The organism is Serratia plymuthica, from assembly GCF_018336935.1.
In the GTDB taxonomy this organism is placed as follows: Bacteria; Pseudomonadota; Gammaproteobacteria; order Enterobacterales; family Enterobacteriaceae; genus Serratia; species Serratia plymuthica_B.
Genome location: NZ_CP068771.1, coordinates 2,481,941 through 2,506,315, shown reverse-complemented (window position 1 = coordinate 2,506,315; position 24,375 = coordinate 2,481,941). Strand labels below are relative to the sequence as shown.

Genomic DNA, 24,375 nt, shown 5'->3' with positions numbered 1-24,375 from the left:
GCAGAGGTCAGGATGCCAGATCGAAAGGATCATCGAGGGATTTTGCCGGCGGGGTAAACCAGTGTGCTCCGCCTTCAGTAACGTAAAAATGATCCTCAAGGCGGATGCCGAACTCGCCAGGTAGACATAGCATGGGTTCGATGCTGGCACACATGCCAACATCGAGCTGTTCCTGCCGTTTGCGGACCAGATACGGCGCTTCATGAATGTCCAGCCCGATACCGTGTCCGGTGCGATGCGGCAAGCCCGGCAACTGATAATCCGGCCCGAAGCCATGAGAGGCCAGGACTTCGCGTGCCGCGTCGTCCACTTTATGGCAGGGCACGCCAGGCGCGATAACGGCAAACGCCGCAGCCTGCGCTTCATGCTCCGCTTGCCAGGCGAAACGTTGGCGGGCGTTGGGTTCGCCGTACACATAGGTGCGGGTGATATCGGACAAATATCCCTTATATCGGCAACCGGTATCCAGTAGCACGATATCGTTGTCCCGCAGAGGCTTGGGTTCTTTCACACCATGCGGGAATGCGCTATCGGAACCGAAGAGTGCAATACAGAAGTAAGAGCCGGTGGTGCCCATTTTGCGGTGGGCTTTATCAACGAAATCGATGAGTTCGCTGGCGGTGATACCCGGGTGCAAAATGCTGGCCGCCGCCTGCTGTACTCTCAGGGTAATGTTATTCGCAGTCTGCATCAGTGCGATTTCCGTCGCCGATTTGCGGCTGCGGCAGTGACCGGTGATGGTTTGTGCGCCGATCAGTTCAATATCGCCGGCGTACTGCTGCAGGCCGAGGAACAGCGTTACCGACGCGGTTTCGCAAATCGCCACCTTGCGCCGCCTGCCCGCGCCCGTCAGCCCATAAGACGCCAGCAGGGTGAAGAACAGCTGGTAGGGATCTTCCTCCTCATGCCAGCTGAATATTTCGGCTTCGATGACTTGCGCATCTTTGAAGGTGCCTATCTCAAACCAGGGCGCAATATAAGCGATTTCACCTTCGGCCGGGATCACTGCGCCCACCATACGTTCGCTGGGCGACCAAGAGGTCCCGGTAAAATACAGTAGATTGTTGCCGGCATTGATATAACAGGCATCAATGTCGTTTTCGCGCATCAGACGCTGCGCGTGCCGAATGCGTTGTCGATACTCGCCGCCGGCGATTGCGGGCGGGTTGTCCGTTAAGGGTTGCAACTGTTCCAGAGCCTGTTGCGGCGTGCAACCGCCAATACCTGCAGCCATGTTTTTCTCCTCGCGGAATGTTCAATATCAGGGCCAATATCCCAGCGTGCTTAGTCCCATCATAAATAAAATGCGGCGGCAATACTTGGCACCAATAGACAGGAAAGGTAGCGATTACGGCACAATGCTTTTCCCCAACGCCGTCAATGCCGGGATATCGATTTCATTGTGTTAAATGGTCTTTTTTAACGGGAACTACTAGCCAACCCGATCTTTAACGATTATCAATAGAGTCTCGTTGTCTCGACAGATGCAGGTATCTCCCCATGTCACGAAGTAAAAACCTGCAAGATTGGGTAAAACCGGCCCGGTCCCCACTGCAAATTGAGCGTATCGAAGCTTTTTTCGGCGGCCACGGATATGAGCTCCATCGCCACGATACCTACGCCATCGGCCGCACGTTGTCCGGTGTGCAAAGTTTCAACTATCGCGGCGGCAGGCGCCATAGCTTGCCCGGCGGCACCCTGGTATTGCATCCGGATGAGCTACATGACGGAGAGGCGGGTACGCAAGCGGGGTTTCAATACCGCATGGTTTATATCGAACCTGCATTGATCCAAAAGATACTCGGCGGCAAGCCGTTGCCCTTTATTCCGGGCGGTCTTTCCGATGACCCAAGGCTCTTTGCCGCGGCTCAACCCTTGCTCAGGGCCATGGACGATCCCTTTGAAACGCTTGAGGAAGAGGATGCGCTTTATGACCTGGCGCAGACCCTGGCCACTGTCGGGGGGCAGCGTTATCAACGGCGAGCGTTTGACTACCAGGCGGCTGAAAGGGCAAGGGAATATATCCATTCCTGTTTCGATAAAAATATTACCCTGGATGAGCTGGCTGTGATCAGCGGCCGAGATCGCTGGAGTCTGAGCCGGGATTTTCGGGTGCTGTTTGGCACCAGTCCTTACCGCTACGTCACTATGCGCCGTCTCGAACATTGCAGACGGCGGATGTTGGCGGGCCATCATCTGGCCGATATTGCAATCGATGCAGGATTTGCGGATCAAAGCCACATGACGCGCCAATTCATCAGCAATTTTGGCGTTTCTCCTGGCCGCTGGCTGAGGTTTATCAACGGAAGTTGAGCCAGAAGTTGCACAATCATTCAAGATTGCCGCCCGCTGGGGCAACTATGCTGGGTTCCTGTTAACCAAGGAGCCTGAAAATGCATCAACCTATTAATTTCGCTCATAAACTCTCTCTGTTTTCTGAACAATGGCAGCCGAAGGTGATTGCCGAGATGAATGACTATCAGTTTAAAGTGGTCAAAATTCAGGGAGACTTCGTCTGGCATACGCATGCCGACACCGATGAAACCCTTATGGTGTTGGACGGCGTTTTACGCATTGATTTTCGCGATGGCCATGTGCTGGTCAATGCGGGAGAGATGTATGTGGTCCCGCGCGGCATCGAACACAAAACCTCTGCCGAGATCGAAACCCAACTGATGCTTATCGAACCTCGCGGCGTGTTGAACACCGGTGACGAACGGGGAGAGCGCACGGCGGTCAACGATGTCTGGATTTGATCAAGCGCCCCCGGCAAGCCTGTAGCGGGGATAATAAGGCCGCCAGAACAGGCGGCCTGTGAGGGTCAGTCTAGCTTCAGCAGGACGGTGATTTCAGCAATTTCGTTGCGCCATTGCCGTTGCAACGCCGGTTTTTGGTGGCTGGTTTTACGCGCCAAATCCTCCTGCAGTTTAGCCTCGAGTTCGAACAGGCAGGCCAACAACCGCTCTTCGTCATGGTGTAAGCCGTCGCTGTCGCCGGCGGCGGTTTGCCTGGCCGCTGCTGGCTCGGCACCGGGTTCTTCCGCCAGCCGGGCATAGACCGGGTCCAGCTCCTGCCACTCTTCCAGGCGTTGATGATCAATCAGCCAGAAGCGGTTACAGCTGTTTTCTATCAACATCCGGTCGTGAGTGACCAGCATCACCGCGCCGGCAAACTCACGCAGGGTTTCCGCCAGCTCCTCTTTGCCTTCCATGTCCAGATGGTTGGTCGGCTCGTCGAGCAGCAACAGCGAATGGTTGGCCAGCGTCAGGCCGACAAACAGCAGGCGCGAACGCTCGCCGCCGCTCAGGGTGCCGATCCGCTGCTGATGGCGCAGGTAAGGGAAACCGGCACCAATCAGCGCCATTTTGCGCTGCTCTTCGGTCAGCGGAGCGAAGTGCGTCAACGCCTCGCTCAGCGTATCGCCATCCTGCAACTGCTGGAGGCTCTGATCGTAATACCCGATGCGCACCCTGGGGTGAAATACCACCTCACCGGAAACGGCGCTTTGGTATTCCCGCCACAGATGCTGCAACAGCGAGGATTTACCGCAGCCGTTACGGCCAACGATGGCGATGCGATCGCCGCTTTTCACCCGCAGGTGCGCCAGGCGAAACAGCACCGGTGCATCGGCTGCCGGGCGTACATCCAGCTGCGGCAGGGCCAACAGGCGATCGGCGTCCAGGGCTTCGCCCCGCAGCCGGAGCCGCCACTGGGTAGCGGCCGTCAGTTGCGTTTGATCTTCTTTCAGGCGGTCGACCCGTTTTTCCATCTGTTTGGCCTTGCGGGCCAGATCCTCGTTGTCGTACACCCGTCCCCAGACCGCCAGCCGCTGGGCGCTTTTTTCCACCCGGTCGATCTCCTTTTGCTCCGCCTGGCGGCGATGCGTATCCGCCGCATCCTTCTCCGCCAGCGCCTGACGCGCCGCAGAGCAGGGCAAGCGGAAGAACTGCAGGGTTTTGTCGCGCAGGATCCAGGTGCAGTTGGTCACCTTGTCCAGCAGGTAGCGGTCGTGGGAAACCAGCACGAAGCTGCCCGACCAGTTTTGCAGGAACCGCTCCAGCCACAACAGCGTCGGCAGATCCAGATGGTTGCTGGGTTCATCCAGCAACAGCAGGTCCGGCCGGCGGATCAGCGCACGCGCCAGCAGCAGGCGGGTATGCTGGCCGCCGCTCAGGGTGCCGGCGGTCAGTGTCCAGCAGGACGCAGCAAACCCCAGGCTGGTCAACAGGACTTCCGCCTGCCAACTTTCGCAGGCGCGCTGGTTTTCCGGCAGGCGCGCCAGTACCGCATCCAGCAGGGTGCAGCCATGCAATTCGGCGGGAAGATGTTGTTCCACTCGCGCCATCAGGCATTGGTGAGAGAGGGTAACGCTGCCGGTACTGGCGGGCAGGGCGCCGCTGAGGATTTTAAGCAGGGTGCTTTTGCCGCAGCCGTTGTGGCCGATTAAACCGATGCGATCGCCTTTTTTCAGGCCGAAGGAAACCTCAGCCAGCAGTGGGCCGAACGCGTTGTCGTAACCGACGGATTGTGCAGATAATAATGTGCTCATTGCTTACTCGAGAGTTACAGGCATGCAAATGCCTATCGTCAAACATCGCTGACGACAACCCGGTAAGCCGGAGGGAAGGGACTCAGATTTTAGTAAGCTTCGCTCAAGCCTGGGTTATCGCAGCACGATACCGGTAATGCTTGAGCAGCGGCAATTACTATAGAAGTGTGAGTAAAAGAACAATTCACACATCGGCATAGTAATCCTCCTTTTATAATGTTGGTTAATAGGTGAGCTGAGTATAGGGTTATTCTTCAGAATACGCCACCACCCAATAACTCGGGTTATCAGTGGGCTAACGACCCAAAGCGGCCAGATTTCAGGTGGCGTTGTGCGCGGTGACGCAGCAGCATAAATAATCGTGCTGAATGGGAATAATACTGATATTTAAGCTGAGATTAAGCAGCTATTATAATCCCAGTTTATGCTTAACCAAGCGGGCCGGTAAATAATCAATACCGGCCCGTTTGTTTCGTCTGTCTATCATGCCATTGCCGAGCACTGAATTTATGTTAAAACCCCGTCAGATCATTCTTTTCCTGTTCCTGCTGTTTGGGTTGCAGTTGGCGCCGCTGACCAGCGTTGCCGCTCAGGATGACCCTGTTGCCATCAGCGCGCCGGATGCCGCCACCGCGTTGAAAAATTACCAAAAACAGTTGGATAGCATCAAACAGCAGGTCTCCAAGGCCAGCAACGACACCCAGCTCATTAAGCTGAGGCAGACCACCGACGAGCTGGCCGCGGGGCTGGAAAAACTGGCAACCGACCTGCAACCGGCGCAGGAAAAGCTGCAGGGGCAGCTGGACGTCCTGGGCCCGCAACCCGCCGCCGGTTCGATGCCTGAAACCGCAGCCGTGGTACAACAGCGCAACGCGTTGAATAACAGCAAAAAGCAGCTGGATGATGCGGTAAAACGCGCGCAAGAGATGAAAGCCGGTGTGCTGGATCTGGGGCAGCAAATCGGTGATATGCGCCGGGTGGCGTTCAAAACCCAGCTGGCGCTAAATACCGGCAGCGTATTGGGGGGCAAATTCTGGTCGCCGATCGTGCAACCTACGGACGATGACGCACAGCGGCTGGATCAGTTCAATGTCGCCATGAAAGAGGCGTGGGATGCCAGTTGGCAGGAGGAATGGCGCTACGGCACCCTTGGCCTGCTGCTATTGGCGGTCGTTATCTGGTCATGGGGGCGTTATTTCTCCGAACGTTTCCTGGCCTGGGTGAGCATTCGTTATCTGCCGGACGGGCGTTTGCGCCGCAGCTTTATGGCGATGGTGACCGTCAGCGTCACGGTCATCACCACCAGCATCGCGTTGAATCTGGTGTATCTCACCTTTACCCGCGTGCAGCCGCTGCCGCCCATGCTGGAGGATTTCGCCGAGGGGTTTAATCGGCTGGGGATCTTCTGCGCGCTGATCGCCGGACTGGGCCGTGCGACGCTTTCGCTTAACCGCCCGTCATGGCGTTTGGCCTCGCTGGACGACGCCGTCGCCTCCGGCCTGCGTTTCTTCTCGCCGTTGCTGGCTGGGTTGGCGCTGGCATTCGGTACCATTGAACAAATCAATAACGTGGTGAGCGCCAGCCTGGCCGCGACCATTTTCGGCAATGGCCTGGTGGCCGGATTGATCGGCATGGTGCTGCTGGCGATGCCGCTGCACGCCCAACGCATCCGCCGCAAGCTGGAGCAACAGGGTGAACACGTCGAGAAACGTTCCACCATCAGCGGGTTGCTGCACATGGGCACGTTGGTTGGCTCGCTGGTGATCCTGTTCTCGCTGCTGATCGGTTATATCGCTTTCGCCCGTTTCCTGACCTATCAGGTGATCTGGATCGCCCTGGTGCTAATGGCGTTCTATTTCCTGCTGCTGTTTGCCGTCGATCTGTGCGGCGCGATTTTCTCGCCGCAAACCGCCAGCGGCAAAATGCTCAAGAAGTCATTGAACTTCAAGGACCGTCATTTGGAGCAGCTGGCGATAATCTTCACCGCCATCGCCAAATGTTCTTTGCTGTTACTGATGATTGTCGCACTGTTTAACGGCACCTTCGGCACCACCACGCCTAATTCGCTGTTGGACAAGATTATCGCCATTCTGAGTGGCGAAGGGCTGAAGAGCCTGCACATCGTGCCCGGCAACCTGATCAACGCGGTAATATGCCTGGCCATCGGCATCTATATCATGCGGGTGACCCAGCGTTGGCTGAGCCATGAACTGTTGCCGAAAACCATTTCGGATATCGGTATCCGCGCATCCTTGGTCACGCTGTTCAGCAACGTGGGTTATGTGCTGCTGATCCTGATTACCCTGGCGGCGCTGGGCATCCAGTGGAGTAACCTGGCGTGGATTGTCAGTGCGTTGTCGGTCGGTATCGGTTTTGGTTTGCAAGAGATCGTGAAGAACTTTATTTCCGGCATGATCCTGCTGACGGAACGGCCGGTGAAAGTCGGCGATATGATCGGTATCGGCGGCGTAGAGGGTGACGTGCGCCGGATTAACATCCGCGCCACCGAAATCCAACTCAGCGACCGTTCGACGATGATCGTGCCCAACTCGCAACTGATCTCGCAGAACGTACGTAACGCCACCATGGGCAACGCCCAGGGCGTGGTGACCATCGCGTTGACCTTCCCGACGGATATCGATCCTGAGCAGGTGCGCAATATCCTGCTCAGCGCCTATCAGGAGTATGACGCCATTCAGGAAACGCCGGCGCCTTATGTCCGTTTCAGCCAGCTCGGCCCGGAAGGCATCATCCTCAGCGTGACCGGCTACGTTGCCAGCCCGCGCATGGTCGGCGCCACCAAAAGCGAATTGCTGTTTAATATTCTTAAACTGCTGCGCGCGCAACGGGTCAATATGTCCAGCCCGCAGGAAGTGGTGTTTATGAAGCAGCAGGCGAAGAATCTGGCCAACGAAGAAGAACAGTCTTCTTAACCTTTGCCGGAGGGTGGCGGGCCGGCGCGTTTCTCGGTGGCCCGCCAGTCCGCCGATCAGTGCATCGGCGGCACTACCGATTGCGAACAGTCGCTGTTGGCGCTGGCGGATGAGTTATTGCAGGTCTGCGGATCATTATGTACCGGCGGTGGCGGCACGTCCTGCGGGCCACCTCTGCCAATACAGCCGGAAAGGACAAAAATCAACATCGCAGGGATTATCGCTTTCATTTCACTCTCCTCGAGCAATCTCACTGCCGTGCATTACCGCGGATACCCTTGCCGAACGTCGCGTCGGGCTTCAGACCTTGGCGCCGGTCATGATGTAGAGCAGCATGCAGACGATCAGTAATGATATAACGATAGCCCAGATTAATCGGTTCATCTGCGGTCCCTGGTTATTCTGTGAACTCAGGGTCTACCATAGCGCCGCCGGTGGCGCAGGGATATCAATGATTGCCGTTTTTTTGTTCGCCATAGATTCACTCTATATCCTCCCGGCCGAAATCAATTTCACTTTGCCCGGCGACCGGGCCTATGCTGCAGCGGCATGTGGCAAACTCTCTCAGGAGGCATAATGGAAAAGCAAAAGCTGGCGGCATCGGTGTTGGCGGCATTCGGCGGGGCGGACAATCTGATCAAATTGCGATACTGCGCCAGCCGCATCAGGGCGGAACTGCGCGATGGCAGCCGGTTGGATCGGTCGGGGATTGAGGCTCTGGATGGGGTTAAGGCGTTGCTGGAGGTGGAAACGTCGCGCCACACCCCCGAGTTTCAACTGGTGGTGGGGCCAGGCAACGCCCGGCCCTTGTATCAGGCGTTGATCGCAGTGACCGGCGAGAAATAACTACAGCAACAGAGGGCGGATCTGCTCCAGATGCTGACGCATCAACGCCTGCATCTGCACCACATGGGGCGCATCCGCCTTTTCGCGCATCAGGTAAATGCCTACCGTGCAACGCAGGCTTTCCTGCGTCGTTTTCAGCGGCACAATGCCGTAGTCGGCGAAATAACCCGCCATGCAGGTGGGATAAGCCAGCATCACCGCATCAGAATCGTTGATCATGTCCACCGCCGACATCATCGAGTTAGTCGAGCAAATCACCCGTTCCGCCAGATGCAGCCGGTTACGCGCGAGCCTCTTCGGCTGCATGTCTTCCACCATATGTTGATAGCGGCTTTCGTCCGGCGTCAGTTCCACGCAGGGGTAATCCAGTAATTCGTCCGGCCCAACCTGCCGGCCCGCCAGCGGATGCCCGCGGCGGACGAACATGCTGTCGGTGGTGGCGAACAGCGGCAAAAAGCTGATGCCGGCCTTGGGGTTCAACCCCTGAATTTCATGACCGATAAACATATCGATATCCCCGCCCAGCAGCAGATCCATCAGGCGCAGGTGGTTACCCAGATCGATATGAATATTCACCGTGGGGTGCAGGTTGCGGTAGGCATTAAAGCTGTCGCGCACGAACATATACCACCAGGCGTGGCCAGTGCCCATGCGCAGGCTCTGCTCCTGGCGCGCCTTGATAAACGCCAGCTTGATCAGCGTGTTGTCATAAATGCGCTGCATCATCTGCGCCTGTTCCAGCAGCAGATCGCCGTATTCGGTGGTGTTAACCCCGGTAGACGTGCGCTCCAGCAGTGGCACCCCCAGATTCTCTTCCAGTTTCTTCATGTTGTGGGTCAGCGTCGGCTGGCTCAGGCACAGCTTGTTTGCTGCATGACTCACATTTTTGAACATCGCAACTTCGATAAACTGCCGCAGAATTTTGTCCACGATCATGTTTTCCGCTAGTGGTATAGAAAGTTTCTATATCGTAGCGGCAAAAAACGATTTCCGCCAATGACCCGCGTCCGATAGTTTTGCTGCCATACCCAAAATAATTGGCGTTGCATCAAGGCGGCAAGGCCGTAAATCCCCAGGAGCTTAGTCACTAAGTGACTGGGGGGCGCGGGTGCAGCCAACACATGCAGCTTCAAGTATCACGGGGATATGCCGGTATTCCCAGCCGCCACCAGAGAGGACGCAATGAGAAAATTGATACCGAGTATGGTCGCCGCCGCACTGGCGCTGATGTCCGGCCAGGCGCTGGCCGATACCTTGCGGATGGAATGCGCGCCCAGCAAAGAGGGCCGTCAGTTCTGCAATGAGATTAAGCAGCGCTTTGAGGCTCAGACCGGCCATACCCTGGAGTTTATCGATCTTCCCCGCGCCTCCGACGAAAAGCTGTCGCTGTTTCAGCAGTTGTTTGCCGCCAAAGATTCCAGCGCCATTGATTTGTTTCAGGCCGATACCGTGTGGATCGGCGTGCTGAACAAGCACCTGTTGGATCTGACCGACAGCGTGAGCGATATCCGGCAGGATTTTTTCCCCGCCGCCTGGCAGAACAACGTGGTCAATGGCCGGGTCAAGGCGGTTCCGGCTTATCTGGACACCGGCGCGCTCTATTACCGCAAAGATCTGTTGGAAAAGTACGGCGAACAGCCGCCGGTCACCTGGGATGAACTGACGCGCATCGCCACCCGCATTCAGCAGGGCGAACGCCAGGCGGGCCATAAGAATTTCTGGGGGCTGGTGTTCCAGGGCAAGTCCTACGAAGGGCTGACCTGCAACGCGCTGGAATGGGTGGCCTCGCAGAACGGCGGGGGATTTATCGACGCCAACGGCAACATCACCATCAATAACCCGCAGGCGGCGCAGGCGTTGAACAGGGCCGCCAGCTGGATCGGCACTATTTCGCCGAAGGGCGTGCTGGGTTACATGGAGGAAGAGTCCCGCGCGGTATTCCAGAACGGCGACGCACTGTTTATGCGCAACTGGCCTTACGCCTACGTGCTGGCGCAGGACAGCAGCAGCGTAATCAAAGGTAAGGTCGGCGTGCTGCCGCTGCCAAAGGGCGCGGACGGCAACTCGGTCAGCGCGCTGGGGGGCTGGCAGTGGGCGATCAGCGCCTACACCAAAAACCCCACGGCGGCGATAGCGCTGCTGAAAATCGTCAGCGACGCCGAATCGCAGAAAAGGGCGCTGGCGCTGATGGGCTGGGCGCCGTCGCGCACCGCGCTGTATGAGGATCCCAAGGTGTTGGCGCAGGCGCCGTATCTGGCGGACTTCAAGGGCATCTTCTCGCAGGCGATGCCGCGCCCGGCGTCGCAGACCAAAAGGCAGTATGCGCAGGTCTCGAAAGCCATTTACAACGCCACTTTCAATGTATTGCGCGGTGACAGTGACGGTGTCACGGAGGTGGCGGATTTACAGCAGCGGCTGGAGCGGATTAAAGCCAGAGGATGGCGTTGAAGGCAGTGCAATTTCCCCCCATTAACGGCCCGGAGTCTGATGCATGAAACGCGATACACACAGCTTAACCCTGACGGCCACGCCCGCTCCGGCGGCAGTGAAGCCGGTCAGACGCAGCAAGCTTAATCACCGCCAGCGCCGCAGCCGCATCGCCTGGCTGTTGGTGGCGCCGGCAATGTTGCTGCTGGCGGCGGTTGCCGGCTGGCCGCTGCTGCGAACCCTGTTTTACAGCTTTACCGACGCCATGCTGGATGCGCCGGATGAATACCGCTTTGTCGGCTTCGCCAACTATCTGGATCTGACCGGGGGCGAACACGCGTACGGCGTACTGGCGGATCCGCAGTGGTGGCAGGCGGTGGGCAATACGCTGCGTTTCAGCCTGCTGTCGGTATCGCTGGAGCTGGTGTTCGGCATGCTGCTGGCGCTGCTGATGAACCAGAAATTTCGCGGCCAGGGGCTGGTGCGCACCGCCATTTTGGTGCCCTGGGCGATTCCAACCATCGTCTCCGCCAAGATGTGGGGCTGGATGTTCCACGATCAGTACGGCGTGGTGAACGATCTGCTGCTCAAGTCGGGGGTTATCGCCGCGCCGCTGGCCTGGGTCGCCGAGCCGGGGCTGTCGATGTGGGCGGTGGTGATTGCGGACGTCTGGAAAACCACGCCGTTTATGGCGCTGATGCTGCTGGCCGCGTTGCAGCTTATCCCGGGCGATCTGTACGAAGCCGCACGGGTGGACGGGGCAAACGCCTGGCAGCGGTTCCGGCGCATCACGTTGCCATTGATCATGCCGGCGATGATCGTCGCGTTGATTTTCCGGGTGATGGATGCGCTGCGGGTATTCGACCTGATCTATGTGTTGACCTCCAACAGTGAAGCCACCATCTCGGTGTCCGGCTATGCCCGCGACCGCATGGTCAGCTATCAGGAAATGGGCTCCGGCTCGGCCGCTTCGGTGCTGGTGTTCATGATGGTGGCCGGTATCGCCGCCTGTTTCCTCACGCTGGGCCGCCTGAACGACAAGGAGAAACGCGCATGAAACTGACTCGCCAACAGCAAAAGTACGGCCATAAGGCGCTGATTTTCGCCGGTGCCGCGCTGGCCAGCGTCATCTGTTTGTTTCCCTTTTACTACGCGCTGATCACCTCGCTGCGTTCGGGGGGCAGCCTGTTCCAGGTCGCTTACCTGCCGGGGGTGCCGCAGTGGGGCAACTACCTGACGGCGTTGGTGGATAACGGCATCGCCCGCAGCTTGTTGAACTCGATCGTCGTGGCAACGCTGACGGTGGGCATCTGCCTGCTGGTGTCGATTACCGCCGCCTTCGCGCTGGCGCGCATCAGTTTTCGCGGCCGCAAATATCTGCTGTTCACCATTTTGTGCGTCTCGATGTTCCCCCAGGTGGCGGTGCTGTCCGGCATGTTCGAACTGGTGCGTTTTATGGGGCTGTACGATTCGCTGGGCGCGTTGGTGCTCTCCTACACCACCTTTTCGCTGCCGTTTACCGTCTGGGTGCTGACCACCTTTATGAAGGCGATCCCGGTGGAGCTGGAAGAGGCGGCGATCGTCGACGGCGCCAACACCTGGACCATCATTACCCGCATCTTCGCGCCCATCATGGGGCCGTCGTTGGTGACCACCGGGCTGCTGGCGTTTATCGGCGCCTGGAATGAATTCATGTTCGCCCTGACCTTTGTCATCTCCAGCGGCAAGCGCACCGTGCCGGTGGCGATCGGCATGCTGCAGGGCGCTTCTCAGTTCGAACTCCCCTGGGGCACCATCATGGCGGCCTCGGTCATCGTCACACTGCCGATCATCGTGCTGGTTCTGATTTTCCAGCGCCGCATCGTCAGCGGATTAACCAACGGCGCAGTAAAAGGCTGATTTTCGATTAACCCTGAAGCAGGAGAAATGCAATGGCTACAAAAATCGTTTTAGTGGGCGCAGGCAGCGCGCAATTCGGCTACGGCACCCTGGGCGATATCTTCCAGAGCAAGACGCTGTACGGCAGTGAAATTGTGCTGCATGACATCAACCCGGCCTCGCTGGCCGTGACCGAGAAAACCGCCCGTGACTTCCTGGCTGCGGAAGATCTGCCGTTTATCGTCAGCGCCACCACCGACCGCAAAACCGCGTTGAGCGGAGCGGAGTTCGTGATTATCTCCATTGAAGTGGGCGACCGCTTTGCACTCTGGGATCTCGACTGGCAGATCCCGCAGCAGTACGGCATTCAGCAGGTGTATGGCGAAAACGGTGGCCCCGGCGGGCTGTTCCACTCGCTGCGCATCATTCCACCGATCCTCGACATCTGCGCCGACGTGGCGGAGATTTGCCCGAACGCCTGGGTATTCAACTACTCGAACCCGATGAGCCGCATTTGCACCACCGTGCATCGCCGTTTCCCGCAGCTCAATTTTGTCGGCATGTGCCATGAAATCGCCTCACTTGAGCGTTATCTGCCGGAAATGCTCGGCACCTCCTTCGACAACCTCAGCCTGCGCGCAGCCGGGCTGAACCACTTCAGCGTGTTGCTGGAGGCCAGCTATAAAGACAGCGGCAAAGACGCTTACGCCGACGTACGCGCCAAGGCGCCGGACTATTTCTCCCGCCTGCCGGGCTACAGCGACATTCTGGCTTACACCCGCAATCACGGCAAACTGGTGGAGACGGAAGGCAGCACCGAACGCGATGCGCTGGGCGGTAAAGACAGCGCCTATCCGTGGGCGGACCGCACGCTGTTCAAAGAGATCCTGGAGAAGTTTCACCATTTGCCGATCACCGGCGACAGCCACTTTGGCGAGTACATCCGCTGGGCCAGCGAAGTCAGCGATCACCGCGGCATCCTCGATTTCTACACCTTCTACCGCAACTATCTGGGGCATGTGCAGCCAAAAATCGAACTGAAGCTGAAAGAACGCGTGGTGCCGATCATGGAAGGGATCCTCACCGATTCCGGTTATGAAGAGTCTGCGGTCAACATTCCGAACCAGGGTTTTATCAAGCAGCTGCCGGCGTTTATTGCCGTCGAAGTCCCGGCGATTATCGACCGCAAGGGCGTACACGGCATCAAGGTCGACATGCCTGCGGGCATCGGCGGCCTGTTGAGCAACCAGATTGCGATTCACGATCTGACCGCCGACGCAGTGATTGAAGGCTCGCGCGACCTGGTTATCCAGGCGCTGCTGGTCGATTCGGTCAACGATAAGTGCCGCGCGATACCGGAGCTGGTGGACGTGATGATCTCACGCCAGGGGCCGTGGCTCGATTACCTGAAATAAGCCGGATGGCGGGGCGCGTTTGCGCCCCGTTGAATGCAACTACCTGGGGTTCGGGAGGAATATGGCGCAATTAACGCTGGAAAAACTGCAAAAACGCTATGGCGCTAACGCAGAGGTGATCAAGTCGCTGGATCTGCAGATCAACAGCGGGGAGTTCGTGGTGATCGTCGGGCCTTCCGGCTGCGGCAAATCGACGTTGCTGCGCATGATCGCCGGGCTGGAGGAGATCAGCAGCGGCGGCATGTATATCGATGGCAACTACGTCAATGACGATACGCCGGCCGAGCGCGGTATCGGCATGGTGTTCCAATCTTACGCGCTCTATCCGCACATGAGCGTCTACAAAAACATGGCGTTTGCGCTGGAACTGGCCGGCCATTCGGTGGAGGAGATCGACCGCCGGGTGCGCGAAAGCGCCCGCATTTTGCAGCTTGAACCCTTGCTGGAGCGGCGTCCGAAGGATTTGTCCGGCGGGCAACGCCAGCGGGTGGCGATTGGCCGCGCCATCGTGCGCGAACCTAAGCTGTTTTTGTTCGATGAGCCTTTGTCCAACCTCGACGCATCGCTGCGCGTACAAATGCGCATGGAAGTGGCCTCGCTGCATAAACGGCTGGGTTCGACCATTATTTACGTGACTCACGATCAGGTCGAAGCCATGACGCTGGCCGACCGCATCGTGGTGCTCAACAAAGGGCATGTCGAGCAGGTGGGAACGCCGCTGGAGCTTTACGATCGGCCGGCCAACGAATTTGTCGCCCAGTTTATCGGCTCGCCGAAAATGAACCTGATCCCGGCCATCCTGCGGCGGGCCGGTGAGCGGCAGAGCGTGGTGGAACTGGACAACGGCAAAGCGCTGGTGTTGCCGATCGCCACGCCGGTGGCGGCGGAAGGCCAGAGTGTTAACGTCGGCATACGTCCAGAGCATATTCGCGGCGGCGAACAGGCGCAGTGCGAGTTTCAGGGCGAGGTGATGTTCGTCGAGCATATGGGCAACGAAACCTACCTCTATCTGGATAACGGCAACGCGGCGGAACCCTGGGTGCTGCGCAATCCCGAACGCTCGACCATTCAGGCCGGTGAAACCGTCGGCGTGCGCCTGCCGGTAGAGTGTTGTTACCTGTTTGACCGCCAGGGGCGCGCGTTCCCTCGCATTTTGGCGTCGGAACAGGCGCATTAACATAAGGAAGCATGACATGAGCGGTGCGCAAACGGCGCGATGGTGGAAAGAGGCGGTGGTTTATCAAATCTACCCGCGCAGCTTTATGGATTCCAACGGTGACGGCATTGGCGATCTGAACGGCATTACCGCGCGGCTGGACTATTTGCAGTGGCTGGGCGTAGACGCTCTGTGGATCTGCCCGATGTATCGCTCGCCGAACGACGACAATGGCTACGATATCAGCGACTATCAGGCGATTATGACCGAGTTCGGCACTATGGCGGACTTTGATCGCCTGCTGGCGGAGGCGCATGCGCGCGGCATGCGGCTGATACTCGATCTGGTGGTGAACCACACGTCGGACGAACATCCGTGGTTTATTGAATCCCGTTCATCCAAATCCAGCGCCAGGCGCGACTGGTATATCTGGCGCGACGGCAAAAACGGCGCGGAACCCAATAACTGGGAGAGCATTTTCAACGGCTCTGCCTGGAAGTACCATCCTGGCAGCGAACAATACTTTCTGCATCTGTTCTCCGAGCGCCAGCCGGATCTGAACTGGGAGAACCCGCAGGTACGCGCAGCGCTGTACGACATGATGCGTTGGTGGCTGGATAAGGGCATCGACGGTTTCCGTATCGACGCCATCTGCCATATGAAAAAACAGCCGGGACTGACCGACATGCCGAACCCGCACGGGCTGCGTTACGTGCCGTCGTTCGAACGGCATCTCAACTACGATGGGCTGCTGGATTATGTCGATGAGATGTGCGAACAGGTGTTTAACCGCTACGACATCATGACGGTGGGGGAAATGAACGGCGCCTCGGCGGAACAGGGGGAGGAGTGGGTGGGAGAGCGGCATGGCCGCTTGAACATGATTTTCCAGTTCGAGCACGTCAAGCTGTGGGAAACCGCCAATCAGCAGGCGCCGGATGCCGGGCTGGATTTGCTCGGCCTGAAAAACATTTTCACCCGCTGGCAGACATTGCTGGAGGGCAAGGGCTGGAACGCGCTGTACGTCGAGAACCACGATATTCCGCGCGTGGTGTCGAAATGGGGGGACGACGGGCGCTACCAACGCGAAAGCGCCACCGCCATTGCCGCGCTGTATTTTCTGATGCAGGGAACGCCGTTTATTTATCAGGGGCAGGAACTGGGCATGACCAACACCCATTTTGCCGGCCTGGATGACTTTAACGACGTCGCCACCAAAAATCGCGCCGCCGAGCTGCGCCGACAGGGAATGGATGAGGATCGGATCCTGGCGATTCTGCGCCGCAGTTCGCGTGATAACTCACGCACGCCGATGCCATGGAACGACGGGCCTAACGGCGGCTTTAGCGCCGCAACGCCCTGGTTTGCGCTTAACGCCAACTACCGCGATATCAACGTGGCGCGCCAAAGTGGAGAGCCGGACTCGGTGCTGAATTTCTACCGTGCGCTGATCCGGCTGCGCAAACAAACCCCGGCGCTGCTGTATGGCCGCTATCGATTGCTGCTGGCCGAACATCGGCATATTTACGCCTATACCCGCACCCTGGATGACCGGCAACTGCTGGTGCTGTGCAACCTGAGCGGCGAACCGCAGCAGGTTGATCCCCAACATCTGACGCTGGACGGTTGGCAACTGCGGTTGGGCAATTACCCGCAGAACGGAGAGCCGCAGCGGCTACGCCCTTACGAGACGCGGATTTATCAGGCATAGAGACTCGCTGTGCGGCCGGGGCCGTTGTGTCAATGGAGAGCCGCACCGGCCGCATTTTCGTCGTACGGAATAATCCCGCTTTTTAACTAACCATAACCGGTATTCAAGGAAATACCACAAGCCGGAGAAATTTAAAGGAAATAATATTCTCATCATAGATGGTAGTGTCAGTGGAGCTGATATTGTTTCAGACCTTGTGCCCTATGCAAACACAGTGAGTATTTCGGTGAAAAAAATGGGCTTCTACCTGCCAAGACAGTTCCGGATAGGCCCGAATGATATGATGCATTCCTATTTTGGTAGGTGGATATTGAACCGCATGAGTTATTCAGAATTCATCTCTTATCTCGATAAAATTATGCCTGACTACATTGCTTAGAAAAGGTGATATCACTGACGCTGAATATAAGGTTGCAGTAGGTATAGAACCTCAGGAGTCCATTTCCGCACACCTGCCATATTCGCAAACATACCTCTGATAAAAAGGGCCATAATAGGCCCTTTTTCTTTTCATAATGGTCGAATCAGTCTTGCTGGGTTCCCTGCATAAATTCCTTTTATCTCGATCTGTTTAACCACGACGGAACCTGCACCAATGACGGAACCACTGCATATAAATGGTGATAGAATAGTGGCCCCGCTGCCCACAGTGACCGAATCTCCAAGGGTAATGGTGATCCAGTTATTCGGCAGCGGGTCCGGAGCTCCTGAACGAAACAGATCGTTTGCGAATGTTACGTTATGACCAATAAAGCAGTTCTGACCTAATGTTACGTTTTCACAAATAAATGTGTGTGATTGGATTCGGCTTCCACTTCCAATTACACACCCTTTTTGAATCTCAACGAAAGGGCCAATGAATACATCATCCCTGAGCTCACACCCATAAACATTGGCAGGTCTGATGATGGTGACGTTTTTTCCTGAAATTACGTCGCGAACTTCACTTTCTATCAATTTCATAGGCATATCCAAAATAAGGTCTAATTAATATAAACCGGAATTGTTGGATGTAAAAATTATTTTTCTCAGACTCCGATTTTATGCAGAGCCTGTATCCGATAGACCTGTGATCTTCGAAGTACCTATGTCGATGCCGAGATAATAATCCATGAGAGCGCCAGCCTGCGGGGAACGAGGCTGCCAGCGTAGCAATGAAGGAAAGGATCCCATATGCCATTTTCGGCAAAGCTAATTCATTAATAATATTATAATTATTAATACCTTATAACGGAACGGTATTGGTGACGCGCGAAGGCTTGGTGCTAATTTTTTATTACTTTATGGCATCAAATGACCATAAATAAGAACGTACGGTTCTTAACCGGCGCAGAGTTTTGATCTTTCATTGGGGGTGACCATGTTTAAAACGACGATTTCCCGTTTGGCTCTGCTGACGGTGCTGGCGCTACCGGCCTCTCTGCTGGCGGCGGAACCGCTGCGGGTGGCGGCCGATCCGGTGCCCCATGCGGAGATCCTGGCCTACGTGCAGAAAATTGATCCACAGCTGAAACTGAAGGTGATTGAGATCGGTAACGGCGTGAATTCCAATGAGCTGTTGGCGCACGGCGACGTGGATGCCAACTACTTCCAGCACCTGCCTTATCTGCATTCGCAGGAACAGGCGCTGGGCACAAAATTCGCCGTGGCGGCCAGCGTGCATATCGAACCGCTGGGCATCTACTCGAGCAAGTATAAAAAGCTGAGCGAGGTGCCGGACAACGCCAAGGTGGCGGTGCCCAATAACGTCACTAACCTCAGCCGGGCGCTGTACCTGCTGCAGGCGCAAGAGCTGATTACCCTGAAAGCCGGTTTTAACGATCCGGCCAAGGATCAGGCAACGCCAAAAGACATTGCCAACAACCCCAAACACCTCAAGATACTGGAGATTGAATCGCCACAGATCCCGCGTGCATTGGATGACGTCGATTTGGCGGTAATTAACGGCAACTATGCGCTGGAGGCCGGGCTTACGCCAGCCAGGGACGCGCTGGGGCTGGAAAGTCCGAAAAATAATCCCTATGCCAATATTCTGGTCACGACACCGCAACTGGAGAACGATCCGCGCATCAGGCAACTGGCCAAAGATTTGCAGTCGCCAGAGGTGGCCAAATTCATTCAGCAAAAATATCAGGGCTCGGTGATCCCCGTGGCACCTGCGGACGCCGGCTGATGATTGTCGTAGAACGGCTTGGTAAAACCTACGGCGCCGGTGAAACGCCGGCGCTGGAACAGGTGTCGCTTACCATTAACGACGGCTCGGTGTTCGGCATTATCGGCCGCAGCGGCGCGGGCAAGAGCACCCTGATCCGCTGCCTTAATTTGCTGGAGCGGCCCAGCACGGGCCGCATTTTGATGGACGGGCGCGATCTGACCCAACTGAGCGAAGCGGAACTGCGGCGCCAGCGCCAACGTATCGGCATGATATTTCAGGGGTTCAATCTGCTGCATGCCCGCAACGTACGGGATAACATCACCTTGCCGCTGGAGATCGCCGGCGTACCCCGTGCGGAACGCCTTCGCCGCGCCGCTGAACTGCTCGATCTGGTCGGGCTGAACGACAAGGCACGCGCTTTTCCTTCTCAGCTGTCAGGCGGGCAGAAACAGCGCGTCGGTATCGCCCGGGCGCTGGCGGCCCGGCCGGACTATTTGCTTTCCGATGAGGCGACCAGCGCGCTGGATCCGGAAACCACCGCCTCTATTCTTGCCTTGTTGAAAGACATCAACCGCCAGTTGGGATTAACCATTGTGCTGATCACCCACGAACTGGACGTGGTGAAGGCCATTTGTGACCATGCGGCGCTGCTGGCCGCCGGGCGGGTGGTTGAATGGGGGCCGATTGGCGAGCTGCTGGCGGACCCGGCATCGCCGCTGGGGCAGGCGTTGTTGCCGGGTTGCCTGACGCCGGTGGCGCCGGAAACCCAGGTGGCGGAGCTGACATTTTTCGACAGCGTGCGCGCCTCGCCGGTGCTCAGCGAACTGGCGCAGCGCCATGCGGTGGACGTTACGCTGCTGGGCGGGGGCGTTGAACTGATTGCCGGCCAGAGCGTCGGCCGTTTCCGGGTGGGGTTGCGATCGCCGCAGGGTGGTTTGCCTTTGGCGGAAGTGGTGGCGTTCCTCAATCAACGGGGCGTGAGGGCCGAATTGCTATGAGAAACCAATTGCCCTGGGAAGATCTTCTGGCGCTGGTGCTGAACGCCACCGGCGAAACCTTGTATATGGTGGCGCTGGCGTCGCTGTTTACCTTATTGCTCGGTCTGCCGCTTGGCGTGGTGCTGTTTATCACCCGCAAGCAGGGCATCTTGCCCGCACCGCGCATCAACGGGGCGCTGGGCGCAATCGTCAATCTGGGGCGCTCGCTGCCGTTTGTGGTGCTGTTGATAGCCTTGATCCCGTTAACCCGGCTGATTATCGGCACCACGTTAGGTAGCTCCGCGGCGGTAGTGCCGATCACCATTGGCGCTTTTCCATTCTTTGCGCGCATCGTCGAGTCGGCGCTGGATGAGGTGGAAAAAGGGCGGGTCGAGGCGATTTTGTCGATGGGCGGCAATGTGCGCCACGTCATTTTTAAAGTGCTGCTGCCGGAAGCCTTGCCGACGCTGTTGGCCGGGCTGACGCTGACGGTGGTGATGCTGATTGGTTTTTCCTCCATGGCCGGCGTGATCGGCGGCGGCGGATTAGGCGATCTGGCGATCCGTTATGGTTATCAACGTTTCAACAATCAGGTGATGATCGCGACGGTGATTATTTTGGTGCTCCTGGTGCAGGGCGTGCAAACCCTGGGCGATCGCCTGGTCCGCTCGCTGGCGCATCGGCGTTAGTGGGCCGCTGGCCCGGTTTTGTCATGCACCGCAAGAGGCGTTGAAATGACGGGAAAATCCGCCACAACAAGGCGCCGTTGATAAACGGCGCCAAAGGTCTGAACATCATGGCCACAGGCTCAGTCTGTGTGGCTCCGCTGCAAGAATCCACGCCAACGTTTTCTGCCTTGATCCTGGTTTGCGGGAAGGCGGGTGTATTGCCCCATTTGGCGCTACAGTTGATCTATAAATATTTTTGCCAAACCTTCAATTAACAGGTGATCGGACCTGTGAAAGTCGCAATAATGCCACTCTGGCCGCTCATTTTTCACGCGCATCCTCAGGTATGATGAATCGGTTGTCGCCCCTCATCATGTTGGCAGGTTTTTATCCGTATTCTTTGAACGCTCTGGAAGCAAGATGCACACCATCCCGTCACCTGACACCACAACATTACGGCCTGCGCTCACCGTCTTTATACTGGTGTTCGCCGCCTGCCTCTTCGGTATCGAGAGCCGGCCCATTGGCTTTCTGGCGGCATTTTGGCCGGGCAATGCGGTGTTGCTGGCGGTGTTCGTTCGTTATCCGAAACTTGTCAGCCGTTTAGGCTGGGCGATGGCGATGTTGGGGTATTTGACGGCAGATCTGCTCACCGGCAGCGCGCTCGACAAAGCCCTGCTGCTGAACTGCGCCAATATTGCCGGCGTCGTGGTGGGGTATCAGTTGTTTAAGCGCGTGCCGCCGCAGGTCAGAACGCTGGAACGCACGTCATCCAGCGTTTATCTGTTTGCCATTTGTCTGGTCAGCGCCGCCGTCACCGGGGTAATAGGTGCCTTGGCCTCGGTGCTGTTGTTTGATCGCGAATATTTCCCCGCTCTGGCGCTGTGGATGTCTTCGGAATTTACCAATTACATTACGTTGATGCCGTTTATCCTGGCTTTTCCTGCGGATTGGCGAGCCTATCTGCGTGGTATGGCTCAGGGCATTACCCGGCGGCACGGGTGGTATAACACCGGCAGAAAACTGGCGGTTCTTATCCTGCTGGTGCTGGCTTGCGTTGGCAGTATCCTGATTGGCGGGCCTGGCGCCGTGATTTTCCCCATACCGATCCTGCTGTGGCTGGCGATGTCGTTTTCACTGTTCTCCACCCTGGTGGTGGTGCTGATCTACGTTTTATGGTGCCATTTGGCCATCGATTTGGGGCTGATCGCCATTAACGTCGATATGAAGGCGCTGCAGAACACCGTGTCGATGCGGCTTGGGGTAGCGCTGTTGGCGCTGGGGCCGATTGCGATCGCCAGCATGAATTTCGCCCGTAATGCGCTGCTGCGGCAGTTGGAACACGTGGCGAACCATGACGCTCTGACCCATGTGCTGACGCGCAATGCCTTTATGCAGCGCGGCGCGCGGTTGCTCACCCAAAAAGGCGAGCAGGTTTGCGTCATGATGCTGGACATCGACTACTTCAAATCCATCAACGATCGCTTTGGGCACTCCGGCGGTGACGCCGCACTGATTTCCTTTACCCGCGCCATTGCCGGCGATCTGCGCGATTCCGATCTGTTTGGCCGTATGGGCGGGGAGGAGTTCGCGATCGTTGCGCTTCTCGAGCGCCAGCAGGATGCGCTGTATCTGGCCGAACGTTTGCGCCGGCGGGTGGAAATCGAATCGATCGCCATGCCCGCCGGCAATCATCTGCAAATCACCGTTAGCATAGGTATGGTTACCTGCCTCGGCGGTACAGAGCAAAGCCTTGATAATCTGTTGAAAATTGCCGACATGGCAGTCTACAAAGCCAAAAATGGCGGCCGCAACCGCGTCGCCACGCCAGAAATATCCCCGCCGATTTACAGCGACCACTGAAATCCACCGTTTGTCGTTCATGGTTGACCCCGACCAAGGGGGCTAAAATGAAAGGGAGCGTGGGCAATGTCGCTTGCGCCCTACCTGATGTCCGAACGGACAGGAGGAATCATCTCATGAACTATGTTGATGGCTTTGTTGTCGCGGTACCTGCCGCCAATAAGGAGGCGTACCTGAAACTGGCCGCCACGGCCGCACCCTTGTTTAAAGAGTTCGGCGCGACGCGGATCGTCGAATGTTGGGGTAACGACGTGCCCGAAGGTAAACTCACCGATTTTCGCGGTGCGGTGAAAGCCGGGGCCGATGAAGTGGTGGTTTTCAGCTGGATCGAATATCCCTCAAAAGCGGTGCGCGACGCCGCCAACGAGAAAATGATGAACGATCCGCGCATGAAGGCGCTGGGCGATCAGATGCCGTTTGACGGCAAACGCATGATTTTCGGCGGTTTCGAACCTATCATTGACGCGTAGCGGGGAGGGTGCGATGAAGATCACACAACACCTGTGGTTTGAAAAAGACATGGAAGCGGCGCTGCGTTGTTACATAGCGCTGATCCCCGGTTCCTCCCTGACCTGGAGCTCCACCTTGCCCGCCGATACCCCGAGCGGCCCCGCAGGCAGCGTAAAACTGGCGGCCTTTACCCTCGGCGATCAGCGCTATGCGGCGATTGAAGCCGGCCCGCTCGATGCTTTCAATCACAGTTTTTCGATTATGGTCGAATGCGCGGATCAGGCTGAAGTGGATCGGCTGTGGGAAGCGTTAAGCGAAGGCGGCACCATAGAGCAGTGCGGCTGGTTGCGCGATCGCTGGGGGCTGAGCTGGCAGATTGTTCCCCAGCGGCTGGGTGAGTTGATGAGCGACCCCGACAGCGCGAAGGTGAAACGGGTGACTGAAGCTATGTTGCAGATGGTAAAACTGGATATCGCCGGGCTGGAAGCGGCGGCTCGCGGTTAACTTTTCCCCCACGACAAGGACGGGCCTGATGCACAAAGAGCGGCACAGCATTGAGAATATAGGTTGGCTCCGGGCGGCGGTGCTGGGCGCAAACGACGGGATTGTCTCGACGGCCAGCCTGTTGCTCGGCGTGGCGGCGGCCAATGCGGCGCACGGCGGCATTTTGCTGGCCGGCATTGCAGGGCTGGTTGCCGGCGCGATGTCGATGGCTACCGGCGAATACGTTTCGGTATCATCGCAGGCGGATACGGAAAAGGCCGCTCTGGCGGAGGAGCAGTCGGAGTTGCTCAGCGATTACCCGGGCGAGCACCGTGAACTGACATCTATTTATGTGCATCGCGGGTTGGATTTGGCGTTGGCCAAACAGGTGGCGGAAAAACTGATGGCTCATGATGCGTTGGGAGCCCATGCCCGCGATGAATTGGGGATTTCGGCCATCACCACGGCGCGGCCGTTGCAGGCGGCGCTGGCCTCGGCGTTGAGCTTTTCCGTCGGGGCGCTGCTGCCGTTATTGGTCGCGGTGCTGGCACCGCTCGCATGGACCATTCCGGCCATCGTGGTCTCCGCACTGGTGTCTTTGGGCATTCTCGGGGGTGTTGCCGCCAGGGCAGGCGGCGCACCGATCCGCCCGGGCATAGTGCGTATCCTGTTCTGGAGCGCGCTGGCGATGGCGGTTTCCTCCGGCGTTGGCCTGCTGTTTGGGACCGCGCTGGGGTCATAGGTAGGCTAGCCGCGCAACAAAAATCAGTTTTTGCATTAATGCCGTTCACGCAAGGCTGAGTTTTTATCATTTGTCAGCGCCGGCGAATCGCTGCACCCTAGGGGAAACGGTTAGGTAGCGTA

The 24,375-nt window shown here is 57.5% G+C and carries 22 protein-coding genes and 1 pseudogene; 18 read left to right on the top strand and 5 right to left on the bottom strand.

Going from position 1 to position 24,375, the window contains the following annotated elements:
* Positions 1-7: 7 nt before the first annotated feature.
* Positions 8-1,234, bottom strand: a complete 1,227-nt coding sequence (locus JK621_RS11590) for a M24 family metallopeptidase (RefSeq protein WP_212559926.1) — start codon at positions 1,232-1,234, stop codon at positions 8-10.
* A gap of 266 nt (positions 1,235-1,500) precedes the next feature.
* On the opposite strand from JK621_RS11590, the gene JK621_RS11585 reads away from it, so the two are divergent.
* The gene (locus JK621_RS11585) at positions 1,501-2,313 is read left to right on the top strand and encodes an AraC family transcriptional regulator (RefSeq protein ID WP_212559925.1); all 813 of its coding nucleotides are present in this window, start codon (positions 1,501-1,503) and stop codon (positions 2,311-2,313) included.
* Between the two features lie 80 nt (positions 2,314-2,393).
* Positions 2,394-2,756, top strand: coding sequence for a cupin domain-containing protein (locus JK621_RS11580; protein ID WP_212559924.1), 363 nt, complete (start codon positions 2,394-2,396; stop codon positions 2,754-2,756).
* Between the two features lie 65 nt (positions 2,757-2,821).
* Here JK621_RS11580 and JK621_RS11575 read toward each other — a convergent pair whose 3' ends face one another.
* Positions 2,822-4,549: an ABC-F family ATP-binding cassette domain-containing protein gene (locus JK621_RS11575; RefSeq protein WP_212559923.1), complete on the bottom strand. Its 1,728-nt coding sequence runs from the start codon at positions 4,547-4,549 to the stop codon at positions 2,822-2,824.
* A gap of 509 nt (positions 4,550-5,058) precedes the next feature.
* On the opposite strand from JK621_RS11575, the gene JK621_RS11570 reads away from it, so the two are divergent.
* Entirely contained in the window at positions 5,059-7,482 is a 2,424-nt protein-coding gene (locus tag JK621_RS11570) for a DUF3772 domain-containing protein (RefSeq protein WP_212559922.1), read from the top strand.
* A gap of 56 nt (positions 7,483-7,538) precedes the next feature.
* Here JK621_RS11570 and JK621_RS11565 read toward each other — a convergent pair whose 3' ends face one another.
* Positions 7,539-7,712, bottom strand: a complete 174-nt coding sequence (locus JK621_RS11565) for a hypothetical protein (RefSeq protein ID WP_212559921.1) — start codon at positions 7,710-7,712, stop codon at positions 7,539-7,541.
* 346 nt (positions 7,713-8,058) lie between these two features.
* Between JK621_RS11565 and JK621_RS11560 the strand changes: the two genes are divergently transcribed.
* Entirely contained in the window at positions 8,059-8,328 is a 270-nt protein-coding gene (locus JK621_RS11560; RefSeq protein ID WP_212559920.1) for a PTS transporter subunit EIIB, read from the top strand.
* Here the strand turns inward: JK621_RS11560 and JK621_RS11555 are convergent, their stop codons facing one another.
* Positions 8,329-9,264 carry a LysR family transcriptional regulator gene (locus tag JK621_RS11555; RefSeq protein WP_212559919.1) on the bottom strand — a complete coding sequence of 312 codons (936 nt, stop codon included), beginning with the start codon at positions 9,262-9,264 and terminating at the stop codon, positions 8,329-8,331.
* A gap of 246 nt (positions 9,265-9,510) precedes the next feature.
* Between JK621_RS11555 and JK621_RS11550 the strand changes: the two genes are divergently transcribed.
* The 7 genes and pseudogenes from JK621_RS11550 to JK621_RS11520 all read left to right on the top strand — a co-directional run.
* A complete protein-coding gene (locus tag JK621_RS11550) occupies positions 9,511-10,776 on the top strand; it encodes an ABC transporter substrate-binding protein (RefSeq protein WP_212559918.1) in 1,266 nt (421 codons plus the stop codon).
* 43 nt (positions 10,777-10,819) lie between these two features.
* Positions 10,820-11,812, top strand: coding sequence for a carbohydrate ABC transporter permease (locus JK621_RS11545; protein ID WP_212559917.1), 993 nt, complete (start codon positions 10,820-10,822; stop codon positions 11,810-11,812).
* On the top strand, positions 11,809-12,654 hold the full coding sequence (locus JK621_RS11540) for a carbohydrate ABC transporter permease (RefSeq protein WP_212559916.1): 846 nt from the start codon (positions 11,809-11,811) through the stop codon (positions 12,652-12,654). The genes JK621_RS11545 and JK621_RS11540 overlap by 4 nt, the downstream gene beginning before the upstream one ends.
* A 32-nt stretch (positions 12,655-12,686) precedes the next feature.
* Complete coding sequence (locus tag JK621_RS11535; protein WP_212559915.1) at positions 12,687-14,048, top strand: alpha-glucosidase; 1,362 nt, start codon at positions 12,687-12,689, stop codon at positions 14,046-14,048.
* A gap of 61 nt (positions 14,049-14,109) precedes the next feature.
* Positions 14,110-15,225, top strand: coding sequence for an ABC transporter ATP-binding protein (locus tag JK621_RS11530; protein ID WP_212559914.1), 1,116 nt, complete (start codon positions 14,110-14,112; stop codon positions 15,223-15,225).
* Between the two features lie 16 nt (positions 15,226-15,241).
* Positions 15,242-16,915 carry a glycoside hydrolase family 13 protein gene (locus JK621_RS11525; RefSeq protein ID WP_212559913.1) on the top strand — a complete coding sequence of 558 codons (1,674 nt, stop codon included), beginning with the start codon at positions 15,242-15,244 and terminating at the stop codon, positions 16,913-16,915.
* Between the two features lie 112 nt (positions 16,916-17,027).
* Positions 17,028-17,294: pseudogene (locus JK621_RS11520) on the top strand (monooxygenase); the annotation flags it as partial.
* Positions 17,295-17,425: 131 nt separating this feature from the next.
* On the opposite strand, the gene JK621_RS11515 reads toward JK621_RS11520, so the two are convergent.
* On the bottom strand, positions 17,426-17,878 hold the full coding sequence (locus tag JK621_RS11515) for an acyltransferase (RefSeq protein WP_212559912.1): 453 nt from the start codon (positions 17,876-17,878) through the stop codon (positions 17,426-17,428).
* Between the two features lie 397 nt (positions 17,879-18,275).
* On the opposite strand from JK621_RS11515, the gene JK621_RS11510 reads away from it, so the two are divergent.
* From JK621_RS11510 to JK621_RS11480, 7 genes are all read left to right on the top strand, one after another.
* Positions 18,276-19,088: a MetQ/NlpA family ABC transporter substrate-binding protein gene (locus tag JK621_RS11510; RefSeq protein WP_212559911.1), complete on the top strand. Its 813-nt coding sequence runs from the start codon at positions 18,276-18,278 to the stop codon at positions 19,086-19,088.
* Positions 19,088-20,068 (top strand): methionine ABC transporter ATP-binding protein, encoded by a 981-nt coding sequence (locus tag JK621_RS11505; protein WP_212559910.1) that lies wholly within the window; start codon positions 19,088-19,090, stop codon positions 20,066-20,068. Before JK621_RS11510 ends, JK621_RS11505 begins: the two co-directional genes overlap by 1 nt.
* Positions 20,065-20,736 carry a methionine ABC transporter permease gene (locus JK621_RS11500; protein WP_212559909.1) on the top strand — a complete coding sequence of 224 codons (672 nt, stop codon included), beginning with the start codon at positions 20,065-20,067 and terminating at the stop codon, positions 20,734-20,736. Before JK621_RS11505 ends, JK621_RS11500 begins: the two co-directional genes overlap by 4 nt.
* 399 nt (positions 20,737-21,135) lie before the next feature.
* Entirely contained in the window at positions 21,136-22,578 is a 1,443-nt protein-coding gene (locus JK621_RS11495) for a GGDEF domain-containing protein (protein WP_212559908.1), read from the top strand.
* A gap of 116 nt (positions 22,579-22,694) precedes the next feature.
* Complete coding sequence (locus JK621_RS11490; RefSeq protein ID WP_212559907.1) at positions 22,695-23,048, top strand: DUF1428 domain-containing protein; 354 nt, start codon at positions 22,695-22,697, stop codon at positions 23,046-23,048.
* Positions 23,049-23,061: 13 nt separating this feature from the next.
* On the top strand, positions 23,062-23,532 hold the full coding sequence (locus JK621_RS11485) for a VOC family protein (RefSeq protein WP_212559906.1): 471 nt from the start codon (positions 23,062-23,064) through the stop codon (positions 23,530-23,532).
* 28 nt (positions 23,533-23,560) lie between these two features.
* A complete protein-coding gene (locus JK621_RS11480) occupies positions 23,561-24,253 on the top strand; it encodes a VIT1/CCC1 transporter family protein (RefSeq protein ID WP_212559905.1) in 693 nt (230 codons plus the stop codon).
* Positions 24,254-24,375: the final 122 nt, after the last annotated feature.

What these genes read in the sequence shown, in the direction of transcription:
- JK621_RS11535 (WP_212559915.1), top strand. Translation starts at nt 12,687, where the DNA reads ATGGCTACAAAAATCGTTTTAGTGGGCGCAGGCAGCGCGCAATTCGGC.
- JK621_RS11575 (WP_212559923.1), bottom strand. Translation starts at nt 4,549, where the DNA reads ATGAGCACATTATTATCTGCACAATCCGTCGGTTACGACAACGCGTTC.
- JK621_RS11545 (WP_212559917.1), top strand. Translation starts at nt 10,820, where the DNA reads ATGAAACGCGATACACACAGCTTAACCCTGACGGCCACGCCCGCTCCG.
- JK621_RS11540 (WP_212559916.1), top strand. Translation starts at nt 11,809, where the DNA reads ATGAAACTGACTCGCCAACAGCAAAAGTACGGCCATAAGGCGCTGATT.
- JK621_RS11505 (WP_212559910.1), top strand. Translation starts at nt 19,088, where the DNA reads ATGATTGTCGTAGAACGGCTTGGTAAAACCTACGGCGCCGGTGAAACG.
- JK621_RS11560 (WP_212559920.1), top strand. Translation starts at nt 8,059, where the DNA reads ATGGAAAAGCAAAAGCTGGCGGCATCGGTGTTGGCGGCATTCGGCGGG.
- JK621_RS11525 (WP_212559913.1), top strand. Translation starts at nt 15,242, where the DNA reads ATGAGCGGTGCGCAAACGGCGCGATGGTGGAAAGAGGCGGTGGTTTAT.
- JK621_RS11530 (WP_212559914.1), top strand. Translation starts at nt 14,110, where the DNA reads ATGGCGCAATTAACGCTGGAAAAACTGCAAAAACGCTATGGCGCTAAC.
- JK621_RS11495 (WP_212559908.1), top strand. Translation starts at nt 21,136, where the DNA reads ATGCACACCATCCCGTCACCTGACACCACAACATTACGGCCTGCGCTC.
- JK621_RS11500 (WP_212559909.1), top strand. Translation starts at nt 20,065, where the DNA reads ATGAGAAACCAATTGCCCTGGGAAGATCTTCTGGCGCTGGTGCTGAAC.
- JK621_RS11590 (WP_212559926.1), bottom strand. Translation starts at nt 1,234, where the DNA reads ATGGCTGCAGGTATTGGCGGTTGCACGCCGCAACAGGCTCTGGAACAG.
- JK621_RS11570 (WP_212559922.1), top strand. Translation starts at nt 5,059, where the DNA reads ATGTTAAAACCCCGTCAGATCATTCTTTTCCTGTTCCTGCTGTTTGGG.
- JK621_RS11485 (WP_212559906.1), top strand. Translation starts at nt 23,062, where the DNA reads ATGAAGATCACACAACACCTGTGGTTTGAAAAAGACATGGAAGCGGCG.
- JK621_RS11555 (WP_212559919.1), bottom strand. Translation starts at nt 9,264, where the DNA reads ATGATCGTGGACAAAATTCTGCGGCAGTTTATCGAAGTTGCGATGTTC.
- JK621_RS11480 (WP_212559905.1), top strand. Translation starts at nt 23,561, where the DNA reads ATGCACAAAGAGCGGCACAGCATTGAGAATATAGGTTGGCTCCGGGCG.
- JK621_RS11580 (WP_212559924.1), top strand. Translation starts at nt 2,394, where the DNA reads ATGCATCAACCTATTAATTTCGCTCATAAACTCTCTCTGTTTTCTGAA.
- JK621_RS11510 (WP_212559911.1), top strand. Translation starts at nt 18,276, where the DNA reads ATGTTTAAAACGACGATTTCCCGTTTGGCTCTGCTGACGGTGCTGGCG.
- JK621_RS11550 (WP_212559918.1), top strand. Translation starts at nt 9,511, where the DNA reads ATGAGAAAATTGATACCGAGTATGGTCGCCGCCGCACTGGCGCTGATG.
- JK621_RS11565 (WP_212559921.1), bottom strand. Translation starts at nt 7,712, where the DNA reads ATGAAAGCGATAATCCCTGCGATGTTGATTTTTGTCCTTTCCGGCTGT.
- JK621_RS11585 (WP_212559925.1), top strand. Translation starts at nt 1,501, where the DNA reads ATGTCACGAAGTAAAAACCTGCAAGATTGGGTAAAACCGGCCCGGTCC.
- JK621_RS11515 (WP_212559912.1), bottom strand. Translation starts at nt 17,878, where the DNA reads ATGAAATTGATAGAAAGTGAAGTTCGCGACGTAATTTCAGGAAAAAAC.
- JK621_RS11490 (WP_212559907.1), top strand. Translation starts at nt 22,695, where the DNA reads ATGAACTATGTTGATGGCTTTGTTGTCGCGGTACCTGCCGCCAATAAG.